This is a genomic window from Gracilibacillus sp. Marseille-QA3620, from assembly GCF_054950035.1.
In genome coordinates this window covers 3,417,191-3,437,376 of record NZ_CM143102.1, presented here as the reverse complement: position 1 = coordinate 3,437,376, position 20,186 = coordinate 3,417,191, and the positions used below count along the sequence as shown (strand labels likewise).

General features: G+C 43.3%; 17 protein-coding genes and 2 pseudogenes. 12 read left to right on the top strand and 7 right to left on the bottom strand.

What is annotated here, in order from left to right:
- The first annotated feature begins 1 nt into the window (after position 1).
- From ACY8DX_RS17235 to murC, 4 genes are all read left to right on the top strand, one after another.
- Positions 2–313, top strand: coding sequence for a thioredoxin family protein (locus ACY8DX_RS17235; protein WP_049669839.1), 312 nt, complete (start codon positions 2–4; stop codon positions 311–313).
- 308 nt (positions 314–621) lie between these two features.
- Positions 622–1,431 (top strand): DUF1444 domain-containing protein, encoded by an 810-nt coding sequence (locus ACY8DX_RS17230; protein WP_462406969.1) that lies wholly within the window; start codon positions 622–624, stop codon positions 1,429–1,431.
- Positions 1,432–1,507: 76 nt separating this feature from the next.
- A complete protein-coding gene (locus ACY8DX_RS17225) occupies positions 1,508–4,468 on the top strand; it encodes a DNA translocase FtsK (protein WP_462405678.1) in 2,961 nt (986 codons plus the stop codon).
- Between the two features lie 359 nt (positions 4,469–4,827).
- The gene (murC, locus tag ACY8DX_RS17220; RefSeq protein WP_049669841.1) at positions 4,828–6,129 is read left to right on the top strand and encodes a UDP-N-acetylmuramate--L-alanine ligase; all 1,302 of its coding nucleotides are present in this window, start codon (positions 4,828–4,830) and stop codon (positions 6,127–6,129) included.
- A gap of 181 nt (positions 6,130–6,310) precedes the next feature.
- Here the strand turns inward: murC and ACY8DX_RS17215 are convergent.
- The 3 genes and pseudogenes from ACY8DX_RS17215 to ACY8DX_RS17205 all read right to left on the bottom strand — a co-directional run bounded on the left by ACY8DX_RS17215 (position 6,311) and on the right by ACY8DX_RS17205 (position 8,480).
- Positions 6,311–6,610 (bottom strand): annotated as a pseudogene (locus ACY8DX_RS17215) (transposase).
- Positions 6,611–6,614: 4 nt separating this feature from the next.
- Positions 6,615–7,039 (bottom strand): annotated as a pseudogene (locus tag ACY8DX_RS17210) (transposase); the annotation flags it as partial.
- Positions 7,040–7,364: 325 nt separating this feature from the next.
- Positions 7,365–8,480: an aminopeptidase gene (locus ACY8DX_RS17205; protein WP_049669842.1), complete on the bottom strand. Its 1,116-nt coding sequence runs from the start codon at positions 8,478–8,480 to the stop codon at positions 7,365–7,367.
- Positions 8,481–8,645: 165 nt separating this feature from the next.
- On the opposite strand from ACY8DX_RS17205, the gene ACY8DX_RS17200 reads away from it, so the two are divergent.
- The 5 genes from ACY8DX_RS17200 (at position 8,646) to ccpA (ending at position 12,720) form a co-directional block, all read left to right on the top strand.
- Entirely contained in the window at positions 8,646–9,146 is a 501-nt protein-coding gene (locus tag ACY8DX_RS17200; RefSeq protein WP_049669843.1) for a DUF948 domain-containing protein, read from the top strand.
- A gap of 27 nt (positions 9,147–9,173) precedes the next feature.
- Positions 9,174–9,794 (top strand): YtxH domain-containing protein, encoded by a 621-nt coding sequence (locus tag ACY8DX_RS17195; protein ID WP_439801998.1) that lies wholly within the window; start codon positions 9,174–9,176, stop codon positions 9,792–9,794.
- 52 nt (positions 9,795–9,846) lie between these two features.
- Positions 9,847–10,176 (top strand): bacillithiol system redox-active protein YtxJ, encoded by a 330-nt coding sequence (gene ytxJ / locus ACY8DX_RS17190; RefSeq protein WP_462405677.1) that lies wholly within the window; start codon positions 9,847–9,849, stop codon positions 10,174–10,176.
- Positions 10,177–10,405: 229 nt separating this feature from the next.
- Positions 10,406–11,491, top strand: a complete 1,086-nt coding sequence (locus ACY8DX_RS17185) for a bifunctional 3-deoxy-7-phosphoheptulonate synthase/chorismate mutase (protein ID WP_049669845.1) — start codon at positions 10,406–10,408, stop codon at positions 11,489–11,491.
- Between the two features lie 227 nt (positions 11,492–11,718).
- Entirely contained in the window at positions 11,719–12,720 is a 1,002-nt protein-coding gene (gene ccpA, locus ACY8DX_RS17180) for a catabolite control protein A (RefSeq protein ID WP_462405676.1), read from the top strand.
- A 92-nt stretch (positions 12,721–12,812) separates the two neighbouring features.
- Here the strand turns inward: ccpA and ACY8DX_RS17175 are convergent, their stop codons facing one another.
- The 3 genes from ACY8DX_RS17175 to ACY8DX_RS17165 are packed head-to-tail and all read right to left on the bottom strand — an operon-like array spanning position 12,813 to position 15,283.
- The gene (locus ACY8DX_RS17175; protein WP_462405675.1) at positions 12,813–13,976 is read right to left on the bottom strand and encodes an acetoin utilization protein AcuC; all 1,164 of its coding nucleotides are present in this window, start codon (positions 13,974–13,976) and stop codon (positions 12,813–12,815) included.
- Positions 13,973–14,620: an acetoin utilization AcuB family protein gene (locus tag ACY8DX_RS17170; RefSeq protein ID WP_462405674.1), complete on the bottom strand. Its 648-nt coding sequence runs from the start codon at positions 14,618–14,620 to the stop codon at positions 13,973–13,975. Before ACY8DX_RS17170 ends, ACY8DX_RS17175 begins: the two co-directional genes overlap by 4 nt.
- Positions 14,621–14,650: 30 nt before the next feature.
- Complete coding sequence (locus ACY8DX_RS17165) at positions 14,651–15,283, bottom strand: GNAT family N-acetyltransferase (RefSeq protein ID WP_049669849.1); 633 nt, start codon at positions 15,281–15,283, stop codon at positions 14,651–14,653.
- A 286-nt stretch (positions 15,284–15,569) separates the two neighbouring features.
- Between ACY8DX_RS17165 and acsA the strand changes: the two genes are divergently transcribed.
- Entirely contained in the window at positions 15,570–17,288 is a 1,719-nt protein-coding gene (gene acsA, locus ACY8DX_RS17160) for an acetate--CoA ligase (protein WP_462405673.1), read from the top strand.
- A gap of 57 nt (positions 17,289–17,345) precedes the next feature.
- Here the strand turns inward: acsA and ACY8DX_RS17155 are convergent, their stop codons facing one another.
- Positions 17,346–17,693 carry a PepSY domain-containing protein gene (locus tag ACY8DX_RS17155; protein ID WP_462405672.1) on the bottom strand — a complete coding sequence of 116 codons (348 nt, stop codon included), beginning with the start codon at positions 17,691–17,693 and terminating at the stop codon, positions 17,346–17,348.
- Positions 17,694–17,982: 289 nt separating this feature from the next.
- On the opposite strand from ACY8DX_RS17155, the gene ACY8DX_RS17150 reads away from it, so the two are divergent.
- Positions 17,983–18,657, top strand: coding sequence for a response regulator transcription factor (locus tag ACY8DX_RS17150; protein ID WP_462405671.1), 675 nt, complete (start codon positions 17,983–17,985; stop codon positions 18,655–18,657).
- Positions 18,654–20,018, top strand: a complete 1,365-nt coding sequence (locus ACY8DX_RS17145) for a sensor histidine kinase (protein ID WP_462405670.1) — start codon at positions 18,654–18,656, stop codon at positions 20,016–20,018. Before ACY8DX_RS17150 ends, ACY8DX_RS17145 begins: the two co-directional genes overlap by 4 nt.
- Positions 20,019–20,186: the final 168 nt, after the last annotated feature.

Genomic DNA, 20,186 nt, shown 5'->3' with positions numbered 1-20,186 from the left:
GATGAAGAAACTTGAAAGCATGGAGCAATATGAGGAATTGAAAGGAAACGGCAAGACAATCTTTCTGTTTTCCGCTGACTGGTGCCCGGATTGCCGGTTCATTGACCCATTCATTGACGATGTGGCCGCAGCAAACCCGGAATTTACCTTTGTTTATGTAGATCGTGATCAATTCTTGGATTTGTGCATCCAATTGGACGTATTCGGCATCCCGAGTTTCGTTGCCTTTGAGGAAGGTCGCGAATTAGGCAGATATGTCAATAAGGACCGGAAGACACGGGAGCAAATTGAGGAATTCATTGCTTCATTGTGATAAAATAGGACTCCCGAATGGGGGTCTTTTTTTATTTTCGCTCTATTACAGATAAATCAAGATAGTAGAATACTGCCAGTTAACGTTTCAGGCAGTTGACTCCTGCGGAATCAGTGGACGCAGATGCCGGGAGTGCTGGATGAGGCTTACCGACAGCCCCATTTTCGCTTGTTGGCGATAAAAACCAATATGTTAAGTTTAGAGGATATCCTAAAAGAGAAGATAACGAGAAAGATGGAAACAAATTGCCATGCATCCAAGAAAAATAAGTGAAAGTACGCTATAGTTATCTATAAGGAGGAATCATGATGAAGATGACAACAACGAAAATGAAGAACATACTCATGGAAAAACTCTCTAAAGGTGCGAGAACCTTTTCATATAATCGAGAACAGGAAGAACTTAGGATAGAAGATAAAGAAACGAAAAAAGGCATTACGGTGGCTTTATCCCCGCTCTTGGCCAAATATGATCAATCAGGCGATAAAGCAATAGATGAGATTGTTTATTACGCTGAGGAATCCTTAAAGGTTATGGGTAAGGAGCATGCTCTTCACGGAAATGAGAAAAAGATCTTTCCAGTCATTCGCTCTACCTCTTTCCCCGAAGAGGCAAAAGAGGGCGTTCCATTTGTAACGGATGAACATACAGCCGAAACACGCATCTATTATGCGGTTGACCTAGGCAATACATACCGTTTAATTGATGAAGAATTGATGGAGAAGGAGAAATGGGACAAAGAGATGATTCGCACGATTGCCATGTTCAATGTCCGTTCTCTTCCAGTTGAAGCTAAGAAGGATACAGTCAGGGGCAATGATTTTTATTTCATCAACCATAATGATGGCTATGATGCCTCCCGTATTTTAATGGATTCTGAGCTGAGGAAATACAAGGATGGCATGAAGGGCGCGATGGCTGTTGCTGTCCCGCATCAGGATGTGTTGATTATTGCAGATATCCAAAATAGTGCCGGTTACGATATTTTAGCCCAGATGAATATGCATTTCTTCACAAATGGAAATGTTCCAATTACCGCACTGCCATTTTTGTATGAGGATGGGGAATTAGAGCCAATCTTCATTCTTGCGAAGAACAGACCCGTGGAAGACAACTAATAGTATAGGAAAATGCTACTAATTCATAGGAAATCCCCTTAAAAACATGAATTTTTTGATAAAATAAAGACTTATCATGAATAAAGAAAGTGTGAGGAAAGGTATGAGCTTTTTCAAAAAGATTGTTGATTGGTTTCATGATGACGAAGAGGATGAAGTTGAAGCATATGACCAAGAACCAAAGCCGCAAAAGCCTAAGAATAAGCAAAGCAAGCCGCCGGCTGATATAGAGACTGGAATAGAAACGAAAATACAATATAAATATCCAAAAGATAATTTTAAATTCCCGATGATCTCGGATGAAGAAATCAAGCGATTGAATGAACGGAAGAAAAAGCAGAAGGTGGAAGGTCAACAAATGCATAGCGACGGGAGGGAATGGGCTCCTGTTGCCTCAGCCATTGAAGAGCAGCCGCTTCCCCCATTACGGAAACCGCTGAAGGTGACAAGGCAAAAAACCGTAACAACGACTGTTCAGCCTAACAAAACACCATTCAGGAGAACAGAAATCCCATCCCCTATCTATGGGTTCCAAAATAGACAGGCTGGTACGAAGAAGCAGAAGACCGTTGAATATGAGCTGTCCTCACAGCCCACCCTTGATTCTGTATTGGCCTTAATGAGAGGAAAAGGGGCAGATTCAGCTGAAAAGCAGACAATGTCTGTGACTGGACCTCTGCCGGAAGACCAAAGCCAAGAATGGAAGGATGAGCGTCTCGCTACAGAAGAGGAAATGGCTCTTATTAAGCGGGAAAACCAGTTTTTCCATGAGGAAATCGCGGCTGACCCTGCTGAGAAGACTGCAATCCCTACTGATGTCCTGCGAAACGATGAGAAACTCGTTGAAGTAGAGAATACGAATCAAGACCTTGCTGAAAATGGCCTGTTTATACAGTCTGCTGCTACGGAAACAGTTGAAATCATTCCTGAGGAGAAAGCAATCATCTTGGATCGGACTGAAGAGGAGAAAAATGTCGATTTAGAAGAGTCATCTGTATCCGTTGAACTGTCAGGGGCAGAACAGCCTGCTGAAGAGGGGACAATCCTTGAGGCCAGGGAAGAAGAGGCTGTTCTGGAAATGAATGAGCTGTCTGTTGAAGAAGCAGTAGATACAGCGTATTCTAACCTGCCGGCTGAAGAAGATGTTACAGCTGCGGAAATGCCCGTTTCCGCACTTAGCATGGATGCACGTGAGACAGCTGATTCAGAAGAGTCTGCTCCGTCCATGACGGACGCTGTCCCTGTTAATGGACCTGAGAAGGAGCCGATAACGGAAAAGCCGGTATATGACCTCTCCTTGGCCGTTAATGAAGCTGCCGAGGAAAAGGCTGAGCCTGTAAGTGAAACCCCTGTAGAGGCAGAGCAAGAGAATCCTGCTCAGGATGAGAGTGCCGCGGAGCCGAAGCTCGAAGTCATTACTTCTGGAATTGGCGAAGATGAGGACCGCAAAGCAGAGCGGGCGCGAAGAATTGAGGAGCGGAGAAAGCATATCCCATTCAATGTTCTGATGCTGAAACAGGATAAGGCAAGAATGGCTGGCAGAAAAGAGGAGAAACCTCAACAGACATCACAGGAGCCGGCTATCCTGGCAGATAAAAAAAAACAAAATGAATCCTACAGCTACCCGGATATTTCCATCCTGAAGCCGAAAATGGCTGTTCAGGAGGATTCTGATTGGCTGGCTGAGCAGGCGGAATTGCTCGATCAAACTCTTGAACAATTCAATGTAAAAGCAAAGGTATTTGCTTATTATCAAGGACCTTCTGTTACAAGATTTGAGGTCCAGCCGGAACCGGGCGTTAAGGTAAGCAAAATCACGAATTTGAGTGATGACTTGAAGCTTTCCCTTGCCGCAAAGGATATCCGTATAGAGGCGCCTATTCCTGGTAAGCGAATGATTGGCATTGAGATTCCGAATCTGCGCACTCGCCCTGTCTATTTGCGGGAAGTGCTGGAGGAGGATGTATTCCTGCAGTCAGATTCACCGCTGACAACGGCAGTCGGTCTTGATATTTCAGGTAACCCGATTGTGACAGACTTGAAGAAAATGCCGCACGGCTTGGTGGCTGGCTCTACCGGATCAGGTAAAAGCGTGTTTATCAACTCCATCTTAGTGAGCTTATTGTATAAAGCCAATCCGAGTGATGTCCGGCTGCTATTGATTGACCCGAAAATGGTCGAACTTGCTCCGTATAATCATATTCCACATTTGGCTGCCCCTGTAATTACGGATGTGAAGGCGGCAACAGCAGCCTTGAAATGGGCGGTGGAGGAGATGGACAGGCGCTATGAGCTCTTTGCTCACTCCGGGGCACGAGATATTGTCCGATATAATCAAAAGGCTGTTGAATCCGGCCAACTTGAGCATAAGCTCCCATACTTGGTCATCATTATTGATGAGCTTGCGGACTTGATGATGATGTCTCCTGCTGATGTGGAAGAAGCCATTTGCCGAATTGCACAAAAGGCGAGGGCGTGCGGTATTCATTTACTGGTGGCGACACAACGGCCATCAGTGGATGTAATTACTGGATTAATCAAGGCGAATATTCCAACGCGGATTGCCTTCTCGGTGTCCTCTCAGGTAGATTCAAGAACGATTCTCGACCAAGGCGGCGCAGAGAAGCTGTTAGGCCGAGGAGATATGCTCTTCCTGGAAAATGGCACATCGAAAACGGTTCGTTTGCAAGGGACCTTTGTGACAGATGATGAAATCGAGCAGGTTGTTGAGTATGTGAAAAGCCATGCGAAACCGAATTACATGTTTGAACCGTCTGACTTGCTCAAGCATGCGGATGTGCAGGAAGAAAAGGATGAACTCTATTTTGAAGTGTGTGAATTCGCGGTTGAAATGGGAGGTGCCTCTATTTCAAGCATCCAACGCCGTTTCCGAATCGGATACAATCGAGCTGCAAGATTGATTGATATTATGGAACGGGAAGGTGTTCTGTCAGAGGCAAGAGGAAGTAAGCCTCGAGAGGTCCTCATTTCACAGGCAGATTTAGAAGCTATCCAGGACTCTCACCTGCCTTATTAAAGTCTTGCCTAATCTTTGGGGGTTCCTTTGTCAGAAAGGAAGCCCCCTACGATTTTGCAGATTATAAAGAAAGGTGAGCAAAATCGAGATAAATCAATCAACTCTTTGGATAGAATAAAGGATATAAAGTAAAATTGTTCCTCTAAAAAAGAGGAAGGAAAGAAAAAGTGTACTAAATCATCTAATAGGTTTATAATCATACAAGTTGTGTTATTATTCTATGGTGATTTATTATGTGTTTTCGTACGTTCACTTTAAATAAGAAATCTGCATGAAAGGCTTAAAGAGCCGAAAATAGCAAAAAAATGAAACCGTCATATACTGTTATACAGGATAGACGTTTGTTGGAGGTTCATTCTATGACAGTTTATCACTTCGTAGGGATAAAAGGATCGGGGATGAGTGCACTCGCCCAAATCCTGCATGATATGGGATACCAAGTACAAGGTTCCGATTATGAGAAACGTTTTTTCACCCAGGCAGCTTTAGAAAAAGCCGGCATTAAAATTTTGCCGTTTAACAAAGAAAATATTGAACCAGGTATGACTGTCATTGCTGGAAATGCTTTTCCAGACAGTCACGACGAAATTGTGAGAGCTCTTGAATTAGGGCTGCCGGTTATCCGTTACCCTAGATTCCTTGGAGATTTTATTAAAAAGTTCGTCAGCATCGCCATCACAGGTGCGCATGGCAAAACATCTACTACTGGATTGATGGCGCATGTCATCAGCGGTGCGGAGCCTACATCCTTCTTAATTGGGGATGGCACAGGCAAGGGGCAGGTTGATTCGAAATATTTCGTATTCGAAGCCTGTGAATACCGCCGTCATTTCCTATCCTATCAGCCTGATTATGCGATCATGACGAATATTGATTTTGATCATCCTGATTATTTCTCTAATCTGGAGGATGTGTTCTCAGCCTTCCAAGAGATGGCCCTTCAAGTCGAAAAGGGAATCATCGCTTGCGGAGATGATGAACAGCTTCAGAGGATTCAAGCGAAAGTTCCGGTTATTTTTTATGGACTTAACGAGGAGAACGATTTCCAGGCCAAAAATATCGTGACTTCTGAACTAGGCACAACGTTTGATGTGCATGTGCGCAATAATTACTATGAGACGTTCACCATCCCGATGTTCGGCCGTCATACCGTCTTAAATGCGTTAGCCGTTATTGCATTATGCCATTATGAAGGAATTGACGTGGAAGTCATCAAGGAACGCCTGTTAACCTTTAATGGCGTGAAGAGAAGATTCTCCGAGAAGAAGGTCGATAACCAAATCCTGATTGATGATTATGCTCATCATCCAACAGAAATCCGAGCAACGATTGATTCAGCTCGTCAAAAATATCCAGGTCGTGAGGTTGTAGCTGTATTCCAGCCGCACACATTCTCAAGAACACAGAAATTCCTGGATGATTTCGCTGAGGTACTTGCTGAGGCAGATAAGGTTTACTTATGTGAAATCTTCGGTTCAGCACGTGAATTGAACGGCAAGCTCTCCGTTAAGGATTTATGCGAGAAGATTGATGGAGCTGAAATCATTCAAGAGGATGATCCATCTGTGTTGAAAAACCACCCGGACGGCGTGTTGCTGTTCATGGGGGCAGGGGACATTCAAAAGGTTCAGGCAGCTTACGAGAATTTAATTACAAACTAATTAGAAAGACCCTCCAGTTAATCTGGAGGGTTCAGACTGTCGACAAAATGGACTGAGAATTCTTTTATTCTCAGTCCATTTTGTGATTTTTTGCTATTTCCTCCCAAGACAGACCTCTCCTGCTCTTTTTTTTAGGCCATTTTTGGCGTTTTCCACAGCCAATTGGCCATCTTCTTCAGGTTCATGGCAGCGAATTTTGCATCGCCTGCATGGACAATTTTTCAATTCCCCTAAGGGTTGTCCACCGCATTCCATGCTTTTCCTTTGCATCGGCAAAGACTCGTTCGATTGTCTCTTTGCGTCTTTTGCATAGATGATTTTATTCTTTTCTGTATGACGAAGGTGGGTCAGCTTCCTCCATGTGTTCCTCCCATACATGGCGTTGAATCACCTTCTGATGATTTTTGCTTTGAGTGCAACGGGATAGAAATGGACAGTCCTTACAGTGCAGGGGATTGGATACATACTGACGATAACCCATGTTCTGGTTTGATGAGCTTTTTGTTCGCTGCCTGATTCAGAATTTCACAGAAAATCTGTTCAAATAAATCGGTGTCCTTAAAACGATGCTCGTAGTTTTTACCGAATGTAGAAAAGTGAGGAACCTTATCATGAATACCAAATCCCAGAAACCAGCGATACGCCAGGTTGGTTTCAATCTCTTCAATCGTTTTTTACGCATGGAACGAATACCGAACATGTACTGGATAAAGGTTATTTTAATGAGAACAACAGGATCAATACTGGGGCGATCTCGTTCAGCCGAATAAGCATCCTCGACTAATGAGTAAATGAAGGAGAAATCAATGGTGGCTTCGACTTTCCGAACCAAATGGTTCTCAGGTACGAGTTGATCTAATGTAATCATTTCTAATTGTTCGCGGTTTTTAGGGGTATATTTGGTTAACATGTCATCACCTTTGATAAGAATCGTTAACTCTATTATACCAAAATAAGGAAACGTCTGTTTTATATGTGCTAATTATTATGAAGCGCAGACATCTATTTTTGGCAGAATGGGCGAGACTCTCGGTACGGAGAAGGAGGCAGGCTGATGACAGCTCTTACCGAAGGCGAGCTGGCGAAAGCAGCTCCCCCACGGTTCGCTGAGTCCATTCTGCCGAAAATAGCTTTCACGTCCATATGGGATGCAAGAGTATAAAAAAACTGTAGACCAAACCCTTAATGGATTTTGTCTACAGTCTGGACCCTCCAGTTAATCTGGAGGGTTTTTTTTATTTCAGGTTTTCTGGATTCAAGGCTAAGAGATCAGGATGAACAAAGATGCCGTCCTTGCGGATCAATTGGTTGTCGAAGTATATTTCTCCGCCGCCGTAATCCTTGCGCTGAATATTGACAAGATCCCAGTGGATGCTTGATTGATTGCCATTATACGCTTCCTCATAGCATTGGCCAGGGGTAAAGTGGAAGCTTCCATCGATTTTCTCATCGAAAAGAATATCCTGCATCGGCTCTGTGATAAACGGGTTTACGCCAATAGCGAATTCGCCGACGTATCTTGCCCCTTCATCAGTATCGAAAATTTGATTGATACGCTCGGTATCATTTGCCTCAGCTTTGATAATTTTGCCATTTTCAAAGGTAAGACGTACATTCTCAAAGGTAAAGCCTTGGTAAGGAGAAGGCGTATTATACGTAATGGTTCCATTCACGGAATCACGTACAGGAGCAGTGTAAACCTCACCGTCAGGAATATTACGGCGGCCTGCACATTTAACTGCCGGAATATCCTTGATAGAAAAAGTAAGGTCGGTTCCAGGGCCTGTGATGCGGACCTGATCAGTTTGGTTCATAAGATTTACAAGACCTTCCATTGCCTCGGCCATTTTTTCATAGTCTAAATTACATACATTGAAGTAGAAATCTTCAAAGGCTTCTGTACTCATTTTCGCTAATTGGGCCATTGAATTTGTCGGGTAACGGAGCACGACCCATTTTGTTTTCGGAACACGAATGCCGAGATGGACATCCTGTGTAATGGATTTGCTGAATATTTTCATTTTCTCAGATGGAACATCTGAAAGTTCTGAAATATTATCTCCTGCACGAAGTCCTATGTATGCATCCATCTCCTTCATGACAGCTGATTCGAACTGTGCGACCATTTTATATTGCTCTTCTGTCGCACCGAGAAGCAAGGACCGTTCAATGGATGGGTCTTTCGTCGTGACGAACGGGTATCCTCCTGCTTTATAAGCCTCCTGCACCAATGCTTTAACTAGCTCTGGCTGAATGCCGATATTTTCAATTAAGACTTTTTCGCCCTTTTGCAGATCAACGGAATAATTGATCAAATTATGGGCTAATTGCTGGATTCTTGGGTCTCTCATTGTTTTTCTCCTTTCCATTTACGCATAGTATCATTGTAACGCAGTTTATCCTAAATATTAAAATTGAAAGCCTCATTGCCTTTATGGATAAAAATCCTTTATAGTTTAAATGAGACAGTAAGGGGTATGAAATTAAGTATATTTTAGAGATGGAGTGAATGTGGAATGGAAATTATTTTGTATTTGAGCGTAGCGCTCATCGCCATTGCTTTTATGGTATTGGTTATTTATCTCTCCAAGACCTTAAAAGCCCTGCAGACGACAATGGAGAGCGTCTCCGGGACATTGGAAGGTTTAGAAACGCAAATGCAGGGAATCACAACTGAAACAACCCTTTTACTTCACAAAACAAACGCGCTGGCTGAAGATCTTCAAGTGAAATCTGAAAGCCTGAATACGGTGGTTGATGCAGTCAAAGGTGTCGGCGGTTCCATTCAAAAGGTTAATGAAACGATTGACCAAGTAACAGACCGTGTACAAATCGCAGCAAATGAACATAACCCGAAGATTGCCCAAGCTGTTCAATGGGGTAATGTGTGTATTGAGCTATTTAATAAATGGAAGGCTAAGAAAGCAGAGAGAGAAGCTGAACAGCAGCAGGAAATCCTTCAAGAATCCCTCCCAGTACCAGCAGCAGAAACCAGATATCAGCGTTCTCATTCATAAATTAATCATTGGAAGGAGAAATGAACAATGGGTAAAAGTGATCTAACAAACAAAACAAACAATACGAAAAGAGATGAAGGGATGTCTTCAAGCAATTTTGTCCTAGGAGCACTTGTGGGAGGAATAGTTGGCGCAGCAACAGCTTTATTCCTCGCTCCAAAGTCAGGAAAAGAACTGCGAGGAGATCTTTCTGAGCAAAGCAGCGCTTTAATGGAGAAAGGGAATGCCTTCAAGCAGACAGCAACTGAGAAGGGTTCTGCATGGAAGCAAACAGCTCAAGAAAAAGGAACTGAATGGATTTCTGTAGCTAAGGAGAAAAGCGCGCCGATAAAAGATGCCGTGAAAACAAAGCTTAGCAAGAAAAATGAGGATATGACATCTGAAGAAACATCCAATATGGATATGACAACACCAGGCATGCAAACAAATATTGCAGTTGATTCACCTGACGATGTTTACGAGGGTGCTGAAGCCATCAGTGATAAAGACCGTGCAGAAGAGGAAACCTATGCGTCTAACGAAACAGGATTTTCTTCCACAGCAAGCGGAAATGCCTCATCAGGAACGACTGCTGCCGCTTCCAGCACGATTAAATCCGTAAAGGTAGAAACGAATACATCCAAAGACAAGGATACGGACAAGAAATAAACCTTATTAACGATAATCTAACATACATGAAAGATGCGGAAGGGGATAAGGGATGAACAAAGTATCCAATGAGAATGAATTTGCGCCATTTTTAGAGCGCGATTTATTCCTATTCATAAAGCACAGCCTCACATGTCCAATTAGTTTGGCTGCCTTTGGTGAATATACGAAATTTACGGAAGTACATCAAGATATTCCTACAGCCTATTTGGCTGTACAGGAAGCAAGGCTGCTCTCCAATCATGTAGCTGAAATAACAGGCATTAAGCATGAATCACCGCAAGCTATCCTTTTCCACAATGGCAAGCCTGTATGGGATGCCTCTCATCAACAGATAACGGCAGAGAAGTTGGAAAAGACTGTGTTGGAATACTCTAAATAAATGAAAGCCGGTATGGGGATATCCATACCGGCTTTTACTGTCTATTCATTTCAATACTTTAACGCTTAAAAGCGGTGTAGATTTTTTTCGTGACAATCACGGCTTAATCCGTTATAATAAGTTAAATTATACTGAATAATAGAACATTTTGGCATTAACTCTACTTTTTTCTTATCGATGATTCCGGTCATTGTTAAGCCGCTTTGCAAAACAGAAAGGATGATTGTACTTGAGTAATAAAGAGATGGATCAATTAAGAGAACAACTGGACAGCTTAAATCTGCAATTATTGAATCTCATTAATGAGCGGGGAAGAATCGTACAAAAAATCGGGGAAGTAAAAGGCAAGCAAAGCCAGCACCGATATGATCCTGTCAGGGAAAGAGAAATGCTCAATACACTCATCGAAAACAATGATGGACCATTTGAACGGTCAACGATTGAGCACATCTTCAAGGAAATCTTCAAGGCTAGCTTAGAGCTTCAGGAGGATGACCATCGTAAAGCCTTGTTGGTTTCGCGCAAGAAAAAGCCGGAGGATACGGTTATTACCTTGAAAGGCCATCAGGTCGGCAATGGTGAAGCCTCCTTTGTATTCGGACCATGCGCAGTTGAATCATACGAACAGGTGGCTACGGTGGCTAAGGCCATTAAAGATAAAGGGTTCAAGCTAATGAGAGGCGGTGCTTATAAACCGCGTACATCTCCTTATGATTTCCAAGGGCTTGGAGTGGAAGGGCTGAAGATTCTCAAAAAAGTGGCAGATGAGTATGATTTGGCTGTCATTAGTGAAATCGTCAATCCAGCTGATATTGAGGTTGCGGTCAATTATATTGATGTCATCCAAATTGGCGCACGTAATATGCAGAACTTCGAATTGCTGAAGGCAGCGGGAGCCGTTGATAAGCCTGTCCTGTTGAAGAGGGGGCTTGCAGCAACCATTGAGGAATTCATAAATGCAGCTGAGTATATCATGTCTCAAGGGAACGGTAATATTATTCTTTGTGAACGCGGTATCCGCACCTATGAGAAAGCGACACGCAACACGCTTGATATATCCGCTGTTCCGATTTTGAAAAAGGAAACGCATTTACCGGTTATGGTCGATGTTACGCATTCAACTGGAAGAAGAGATTTATTAATTCCAACAGCCAAAGCTGCTCTAGCCATTGGAGCAGACGGTGTCATGGCAGAGGTTCATCCAGATCCAGCCGTTGCCTTATCAGATTCGGCTCAGCAAATGGACTTAAAACAATTTGATGAATTTGTAAAAGCGGTTCAGCCATTTAGTCAGCATTCTGGTATTAGAATATAATATTGAAGAAAGAACTGCCGGTAGAAGGCAGTTCTTTTTTTCCTGAATGATATTATTCTCTTTTCATTGGGGGAAGCTAAGTATACAATAATTTTATCGTGGGTAATTATGTTTATTTGCAGGAAACGGCGTGTTAGAGTATCATAAGAATAATAATATACTATTGGTTACTTTTTTCTCTAATACTATTGTAGAAAGTTAATTGATGAATTGGGCGGTGTATAAAAATGAATATTACCATCTATGACGTTGCCCGTGAAGCGAATGTTTCCATGGCAACGGTCTCGCGTGTTGTCAACGGGAATCCAAATGTGAAACCAGCAACACGTAAGAAAGTAAATGAAGTTATTGAAAGGCTAGGCTATCGTCCGAATGCGGTTGCAAGAGGATTGGCGAGCAAGAAAACAACAACAGTTGGGGTCATCATCCCGGATATTTCAAGCATCTTCTATGCGGAATTGGCAAGAGGGATTGAGGATATTGCGACTATGTATAAATATAATATTATCCTTAGCAACTCTGACTCCAATCAAGACAAAGAGCTGCATTTAATCCAAACGATGCTGGGCAAACAAGTGGACGGAGTTGTCTTCATGAGCTCAAACATTACGGACGAGCATATTGAAGAGTTGAAAAAATCTCCTGTTCCAGTCGTTTTAGCCGGAACTGTTGAGGATACGGAGCAAATACCATCCGTTAATATCGATTATAAACAGGCGGTCATGGATGCGGTTGCATTCTTTAAAGAGAATGGACATGAGCGCATTGCCGTGGTGACTGGTCCTGCAACGGATGCGATTACAAGTAAGAAAATCGTTCCTGGATATCATGAAGCCTTAGAGAAGGCAGGTCTTTCATTCCGTGAAGATTACGTGGTTGAAACGGATTCTACTTATGACAGCGGAATTGAAGCCTTAAACCAGCTGGCTGAACTGAACGAACGACCAACAGCTATTTATGTGTGCTCTGATGAAGCGGCGCTTGGAATCATTCACGCTGCCTATGACAGGGGCATAAAGATTCCAGAGGAGCTTGAAGTAATCAGCTCGGATAATACACGCTTGTCATTAATGGTACGTCCTCGTCTATCGACAGTTGTACAGCCATTGTATGATATTGGTGCAGTATCCATGCGTCTATTGACAAAGTTGATGAATAAAGAGGAAGTGGAAGAGTCCTCCGTCATTCTTCCGCATCGCTTGGAGCTTAGAGACTCCACAAAGAACTAAAAAAGAGCTGAACCTTGTTTATGACAATAAACATTTGGTTCAGCTTTTTTGTTTTCTATGATGTGGCATCCTTATGATTCATTCCTATCTTGTTATTCTTGGGTGGTGGTTCTTTGGATGGGGTAGAGCGCTTGCTCCAATGTTTTTCTGTTTTTCTCTGTGATTTCGGCCTTTCTTGGAATAGGCTTGTACAAATCCGGGGGGTCCTCCCATGTCAGTGGCAAGGTCACTGGTGACAGGGGTGACCATTTATCCAGCCATTCCTGCGGGAGTCTGCCGGAGGGAGGAGGGAAATCTGCCATCTCTAACCAGATTCTTGACCATGCCCGCGGGACGACACGCCAAATATCATATCCGCCTCCGCCGACAGCAATCCAGCGGCCGTCACAGTATTCATGTGCCAGCTGATGAGCAAGCCGTGGGATATGCTCATAAATCCGGATGGTAGCTGATAAATGGGTTAACGGATCATAATAATGGGCATCCGCTCCATTCTGCGTAAGAATGATATCCGGCTTAAAATATTCGATTACTTTCCGTAAGGCAAGCTCGTAGCTTTCAAGAAAGGACTCATCCTCGGTAAATGCATCGAGCGGGACATTAAAGGAGAAGCCATAACCTTTCCCATTTCCGCGTTCATTGATATTGCCTGTTCCAGGGAAGAGATACCGCCCTGTCTCATGAATAGAGAGAGTGCAGACATCCGGGTCATCGTAGAATGTCCATTGTACACCGTCTCCATGGTGGGCATCTGTATCAACGTAAAGCACACGTGCATGATACTTCTCCTTCATATACTTGATGGCGACCGAGCTGTCATTATAGATGCAAAAGCCCGAGGCTTTTCCCCTGAATCCGTGATGCAGGCCTCCCCCAAGATTGACAGCATGCCGAGAGCGTCCTTCCAGGACTTCATCCACAGCAGCGAGCGTCCCTCCGACGAGCAGGGCGCTTGCTTCGTGCATATTAGGGAAAATGGGCGTATCCTCTGTTCCGATTCCATAATTGAGGCCTGTATCTGGGTCAAGCTTCCCTTCTCCAGCCTGCTTGATTGCTTGGATATAATCCTCATCATGGACAAGCATTAGCTCTTCGTCTGTGGCCATTCTAGGCTTGATGCAGTTCTCGAGTTTGAGTGCCCCAATCTGTTCGAGCAAATCAACAGTCAGCTGTAATCTTCGTTGATTAAATGGATGTGTATCATTGAATTTATAGCCTTGCATTTCTGGTGAGTAAACAAAGGAAGCCTCTTTCATGACTCCATCTCCGGCCCGGCAGGCCAAATGACCTCAAAACCTTCCTCGGAGAAGCTGTTAATGATTTTGGCGGGATTCATTGTCTGAACTCTTAAGACGAGAACCTTGCTTGCCGGTTCATCTTTATACGGATAAATGAAAATGCTGTTTACATTCGCATTATGCTTCTTAATGATGGCCGCTATTTGGCTCAATGTCCCCGGTCTGTTTTTTACCTTGACTTCAATTTGGGAGCCTGGCTGATTTGCACCGGTTAACTCCACATATGTATGAAGAAGGTCTGTTTCTGTCACGATACCAATCAATTTATTGTTGCTGACAACAGGCATACAGGAGATCCTTTGATCGTAAAAGGTATAGGCAATTTCCTCGACGAAATCGAGCGGGTGGGCGGTGAGGACGTCTTTGACCATAATATCACTGACTGGTCTCAATAAATCTTCCTTGTATTCATCTATGCGGAAGATAGAGGGAGTGGCCGAACGAATATCGACATCACATAAAAGGCCGACAAGATTCTGATGATCATCAATAATCGGAATATGCCGGATTTTCTTCTCTTTAACGGTCTCAATGGCTTGTTCGATGGTGGCGTCTTGCGTGAGCGTAATAACATCTTTAATCATGATATCTTCAATAATCACAGAGCGTGCCTCCTCATTAAAGGTGATGTCTTAATACATATACCGGTTCATAAACCTTAATTGATCAAACCTTTGGATGCTTTCGTTACTGACATTCTTTCCTATTCGGGCCATTAAGCAGTTTGCCGGATGGGAGCAGATCTCCGGGTCATCTGTTGCATACCACTCAAGACCTCCCGCACTCATCATACGCTCCATCATTTTGCGGTAATCCCAAACATTCAAGCCGCTTCCTTTTAAATCCCAATGCCAATAATATTCGGTAGTAATAATAATATAATTCTCCATATAATCATCCAGCATAGCGACCTGAAGCAAGTTCTTCCCGACAGAGGCGCCCCGATATTCCCGGATTACTTCAATCGCACCCAGCTCGAGTAAATCCTCCATCTTTCCCTCAGACCATCTTTCAAGCGGGTCTGGATAAAGATAAGTTACATAGCCGACAATGGTGTCTTCATCTCTTGCTATAATAATCCTGCCCTCAGGCAGGTCGCTGATTTGGATTAAGGCTTTATGCTGTTTTTCTGGTATTCGAAATGCGACAAGGCCTTCATGAAATTTGAGTTCCTTCAGGGTATCACCTGTCACTGGGCCTTCAATGATGAGCGGCCCGCGGGGAGTATCCAAGGTTCTCTTGTAATACGTTTTTTTATGTTCCATTCATACACCACCTAGGTCACTTAATAACGTTATTATACAGTACTTTATCGATTGCTTTTGGGCATGGATTTGAACTTTTTACGTCAGCAGAGCATTTATGAGAGGACCTAGGTGATATAAAGCGCTTACATAAATTGTCTAGACTGGTAATCAATCATTCAGCATAGTGCTACTCAAAATTGTAACATATTTCCTTAAGTTATCAAATTTTTTTAAAAATTGAGATAAATTGGGTTTTATACTATACTAGGAATATCTTTACATTTAAACGAGGGGGTAATGGTCAATGAAACTGGAAGCGCTTTCTGTCGAAAAGGGTCAATATAATTTAGCTGATTATGAGGAAACCTATCATCATTTTGACTGGAAGGAAGTCGAAAAGGAATTTTCCTGGCATGAAACTGGAAAGCTCAATGTCGCTTATGAAACAATTGATCGGCACGTTGAGACATTCCGGCGCAACAAGGTGGCACTCTATTATAAGGACCCTAACCGTTTTGAAAAGTATACGTTCAGTGAAATGAAGGATTTATCGAATCAGGCTGCAAATGTATTGAAAGAATATGGACATGTATCAAAGGGAGACAGGGTATTTATCTTCATGCCTCGAACACCTGAATTATATTTTGCAGCGCTTGGAGCGATTAAGCTTGGCGCCATCATTGGTCCTCTTTTCGAGGCATTCATGGAGGGTGCTGTGAAGGACCGGCTTGCCGACAGCGAGGCAAGCGTTATTGTGACGACGCCTGAGCTTGCAGGGAGAATTCCCGCAGATGACCTGCCGCATCTAAAGCATATATTCATCGTGGGCGAGAATGTCGAGGAGAAGGGGAAATACATTGATTTCCTCAGCAAGTTCAAGGGAGCTTCAAAGGAGCTTGAGGTTGAATGGGTAGACAGAGAGGATGGATTGATTCTTCATTACACATCCGGATCTACCGGCAAGCCGAAAGGGGTCCTTCATGCGCATAATGCGATGATCCAGCATATACAGACAGGAAAATGGGTGCTTGATTTAAAAGAAGAGGATGTCTATTGGTGTACCGCTGACCCGGGCTGGGTAACAGGTACAGCTTATGGAATATTTGCACCTTGGCTCAATGGGGCTTCATCCGTTGTCACCGGCGGCAGATTCTCGCCGGAAGCATGGTATGAAACAATTGAAGAGTTCCATGTCAGTGTTTGGTACAGCGCACCGACTGCTTTTCGTATGCTGATGGGGGCAGGGGATGAGATTGTCAAGAAATATAACCTCTCAAGCCTGCGCCATGTATTAAGTGTCGGGGAGCCGCTTAATCCAGAGGTCATTAAGTGGGGACAGAAGGTATTTAATAAACGGATTCATGACACATGGTGGATGACTGAGACAGGTGCCCAGCTTATTTGTAATTATCCATGCATGGAAATTAAGCCTGGATCTATGGGGAAACCAATTCCGGGTGTTGTTGCTGCCATCGTGGATGACCAAGGCAATGAGCTTCCGCCGTACCGCATGGGCAATCTCGCCATCAAAAAAGGCTGGCCGTCTATGATGCGCCAAATCTGGAATAACCAGCAGAAGTATGAATCCTATTTCATGCCTTCAGGCTGGTACGTATCAGGTGATTCAGCATACATGGATGAAGACGGATATTTCTGGTTCCAAGGAAGAATCGATGATGTAATCATGACATCAGGAGAACGCGTTGGGCCATTTGAAGTGGAATCTAAGCTAGTGGAGCATCCAGCTGTTGCTGAGGCAGGTGTAATCGGCAAGCCTGATCCGGTCCGAGGAGAAATCATCAAGGCATTCATTGCCTTGAGGTCAGGCTATGAGCCGTCTGATGAACTGATTGAAGAGATTCGTCAGTTTGTGAAGAAGGGATTGGCGGCACATGCGGCTCCGCGTGAGATTGAGTTTAAAGAGAAGCTTCCGAAGACAAGAAGCGGTAAGATTATGCGACGAGTCTTAAAAGCATGGGAGCTGGAATTGCCAACAGGTGATTTATCGACCATGGAGGATTAAAAGAAAAACAAACCAGCCTGTCATGCTGACAGGCTGGTTTGTTTTTCATCCTGATACTCAATCATCTATTTCAATCGTTCCAGTACGGGCACTGATGGTGACCTCTTGAAGAAGGTTATCCGCCGTTTTTACCTCAACTTCATATTCATATTCGGATTTAGCTGGGTTATCCTCCATTTCAATATGCTTCTTGACTGTAAGGACTTCACCATCCACATAAGAAAGGGCAATCTCCTTTGCTTGGCTTTCTGTGTAATGATCATTTTGCTTCGCATAATAATAGCCTAATCCGGCATAACCCCCAATCAGAATAAGACCAAGCGCTGCGATGGAGCTTACTGTAAGGAGAATGGCCTTTTTCTTGTTTTTCATTTTCTCCTGTATTGTTTTAATGGATTCCTTCATGGTATTCTACCTCCGTTTTTATTATTTGCTCTTTATAAGAGCATGTATGGTCATAGGATTCCTTTCGCTTGGCATGGCCAGCATAAATGGAGGAAATCCTTAAGCTGAATAAATGATTTGTTTCTTTCTTTTTTCCTCCTCATCTTCATCATAAACAGGAAAGATTAAAGGAAGATTAATATGGTGAAAAAATATAACGTGGATTCCGGTTCCAGATTTTTTGTTTTCATCTTCCCTTAATGCAGGAATGGTATGATGAAGATAAGGATATTAGTAAGGGGGTCTTTGCATGAGGATTCTCATAGTAGAGGATGAACCAGATCTAAGGAAGGTATTGTTGAAAAGACTGAGTGCGGAGCATTACAGTGTAGATGCGGTTGATAATGGAGCAGATGCCCTTCATTATATCTCTATGGCAGAGTATGATTGTGTTCTATTAGATATTATGATTCCACAAATCAATGGCCTTGAAGTACTACGAAGGATTCGTGCTGATGAAAATTCCATGCCAGTTCTGCTTCTGACGGCAAAGGATGCGATTGAAGACAGGGTCATGGGACTTGATAGCGGAGCAGATGATTATTTAGTGAAACCATTTGCTTTTGATGAACTGCTGGCAAGAATACGTGTGTTAACAAGAAGGCCATTAGGTGCTGTGTCAAATATCTTTCAAGTAGATGACTTAAAGGTGGATTGCCATTCCCGCACTGTCACGCGCGGGAATGATGAAATCGAGCTGTCTAGCAAGGAATTTGCTATTTTAGAATACTTGATTCGTCATAAAGGTATCGTCCTTTCGCGTGAGAAAATTGAACAGCATGTCTGGAATTATGATTATGAGGGCGGGTCAAATATTATCGATGTCTATATTCGTTATTTGCGTAAGAAGATTGATAGCGGGCATGAGCATAAGCTGATTCAGACCGTGCGCGGAGCTGGATATGTATTGAGAGGCCAATCATGAAGAAATTATCAATCAAGATGAAGATAACGATTTGGTACACAGGCCTCATGATTCTTATTATGGGATTTGTGTTTGCATTTATTTGGCTGTTCGCTGGACAGGCAGTTACCTATCAAGCGGAGCAACAATTAAAGGAAGCCGCCATTGATGGCGTTGAAGAGATTCGCTTTCAGAATGGACATTACAAGCGGGATGATGACTTTGAATTCTATGACGATGGAGTGAGTATCTTAATTTATGACAATGCTGGAACCTTGCGGGAAGGCAGCCTGCCATCAGGCTTTACTGATCAAGAAATCGGATTGGCTCATGACCGTATCCAAACAGTTGTCAGCCAACAAACCGAATGGATGGTGTACGATTATGAGCTGATGCAGGATGGGCAGAGTGTCTGGATACGAGCCGTGATGTCTATCGATTCATTTTCGAAGACAATGAATATCATCTTCCTGATTGTCCTCATATCCATTCCGATCCTTATTCTATTGGCAGGATTCGGCGGGTATTGGATTACGAAAAAAGCCTTTAATCCGCTAGAAGAAATGAACCGTGCTGTCAATGAAATCAAGGAGGGAAAGGATTTATCTCAACGTATCCATTTGTCTGGTGCGAAGGATGAAATCCATGGGCTTGCTGATACATTTAACGGCATGTTTGAAAGGCTGGAAACATCCTTTGAGAATGAGAAGCAGTTTACGGCTGATGCATCGCATGAATTGCGAACACCGACTTCTGTCATCATTTCACAAGCGGAATATGCCCTTACCCAGCTTGACCATCCAGCTGAAGTGAAGGAAGCCCTTCAGTCCATTCTCAGACAGTCGACCAAAATGTCAGAGCTGATTAATCAATTATTACAACTGGCAAGGACTGATCAGAAGAACGCTTCTATTCAATATGAGCTTTTTGATATGAGTGAGCTGACTGAAATTGTTGCGGAGGAAATGCGGGAACTGGCAGACGAGAATGGCATTTCTGTTGAAATAGACATTCAGCCTGAGTTGAAAATAGAAGCTGACCAAACCTTGCTGATGCGCTTGCTCATGAACTTAATGATGAATGGGATTTCCTATAACAAGGAGAACGGCTATGTCAAAATTAAGCTCTATGAGGACGGAAATGATATTGTCGGGGAAGTATCAGATAATGGAATTGGTATAGCTGAGAGGGAGCAGGAGAAAATATGGGACCGCTTCTATCGCATTGATTCGGCAAGAACAAGCAGGGAAAATGGAAATGCTGGACTTGGACTATCAATGGCAAAATGGATTGTAGAAAAGCATCATGGAACCATTACGGTGAAGAGTCAAATCGGGAAGGGAAGCATGTTTCAGTTTAGGTTGCCAAAGAGGAGAGGTTAGTAAATATTATCGATTGTTTGAACCGGCGGGGAGTAGCCATTGGGCTAAACTTTCCGCTATATTTTGCGCTGCTGGACATCAAATGGTCTTTTCTTGCAGATTGAAAAGAGCAGCTGAACCAAGAGAAAGATACTTTCTAATTAAGAAAGGACCTAAATCGCTGGAACT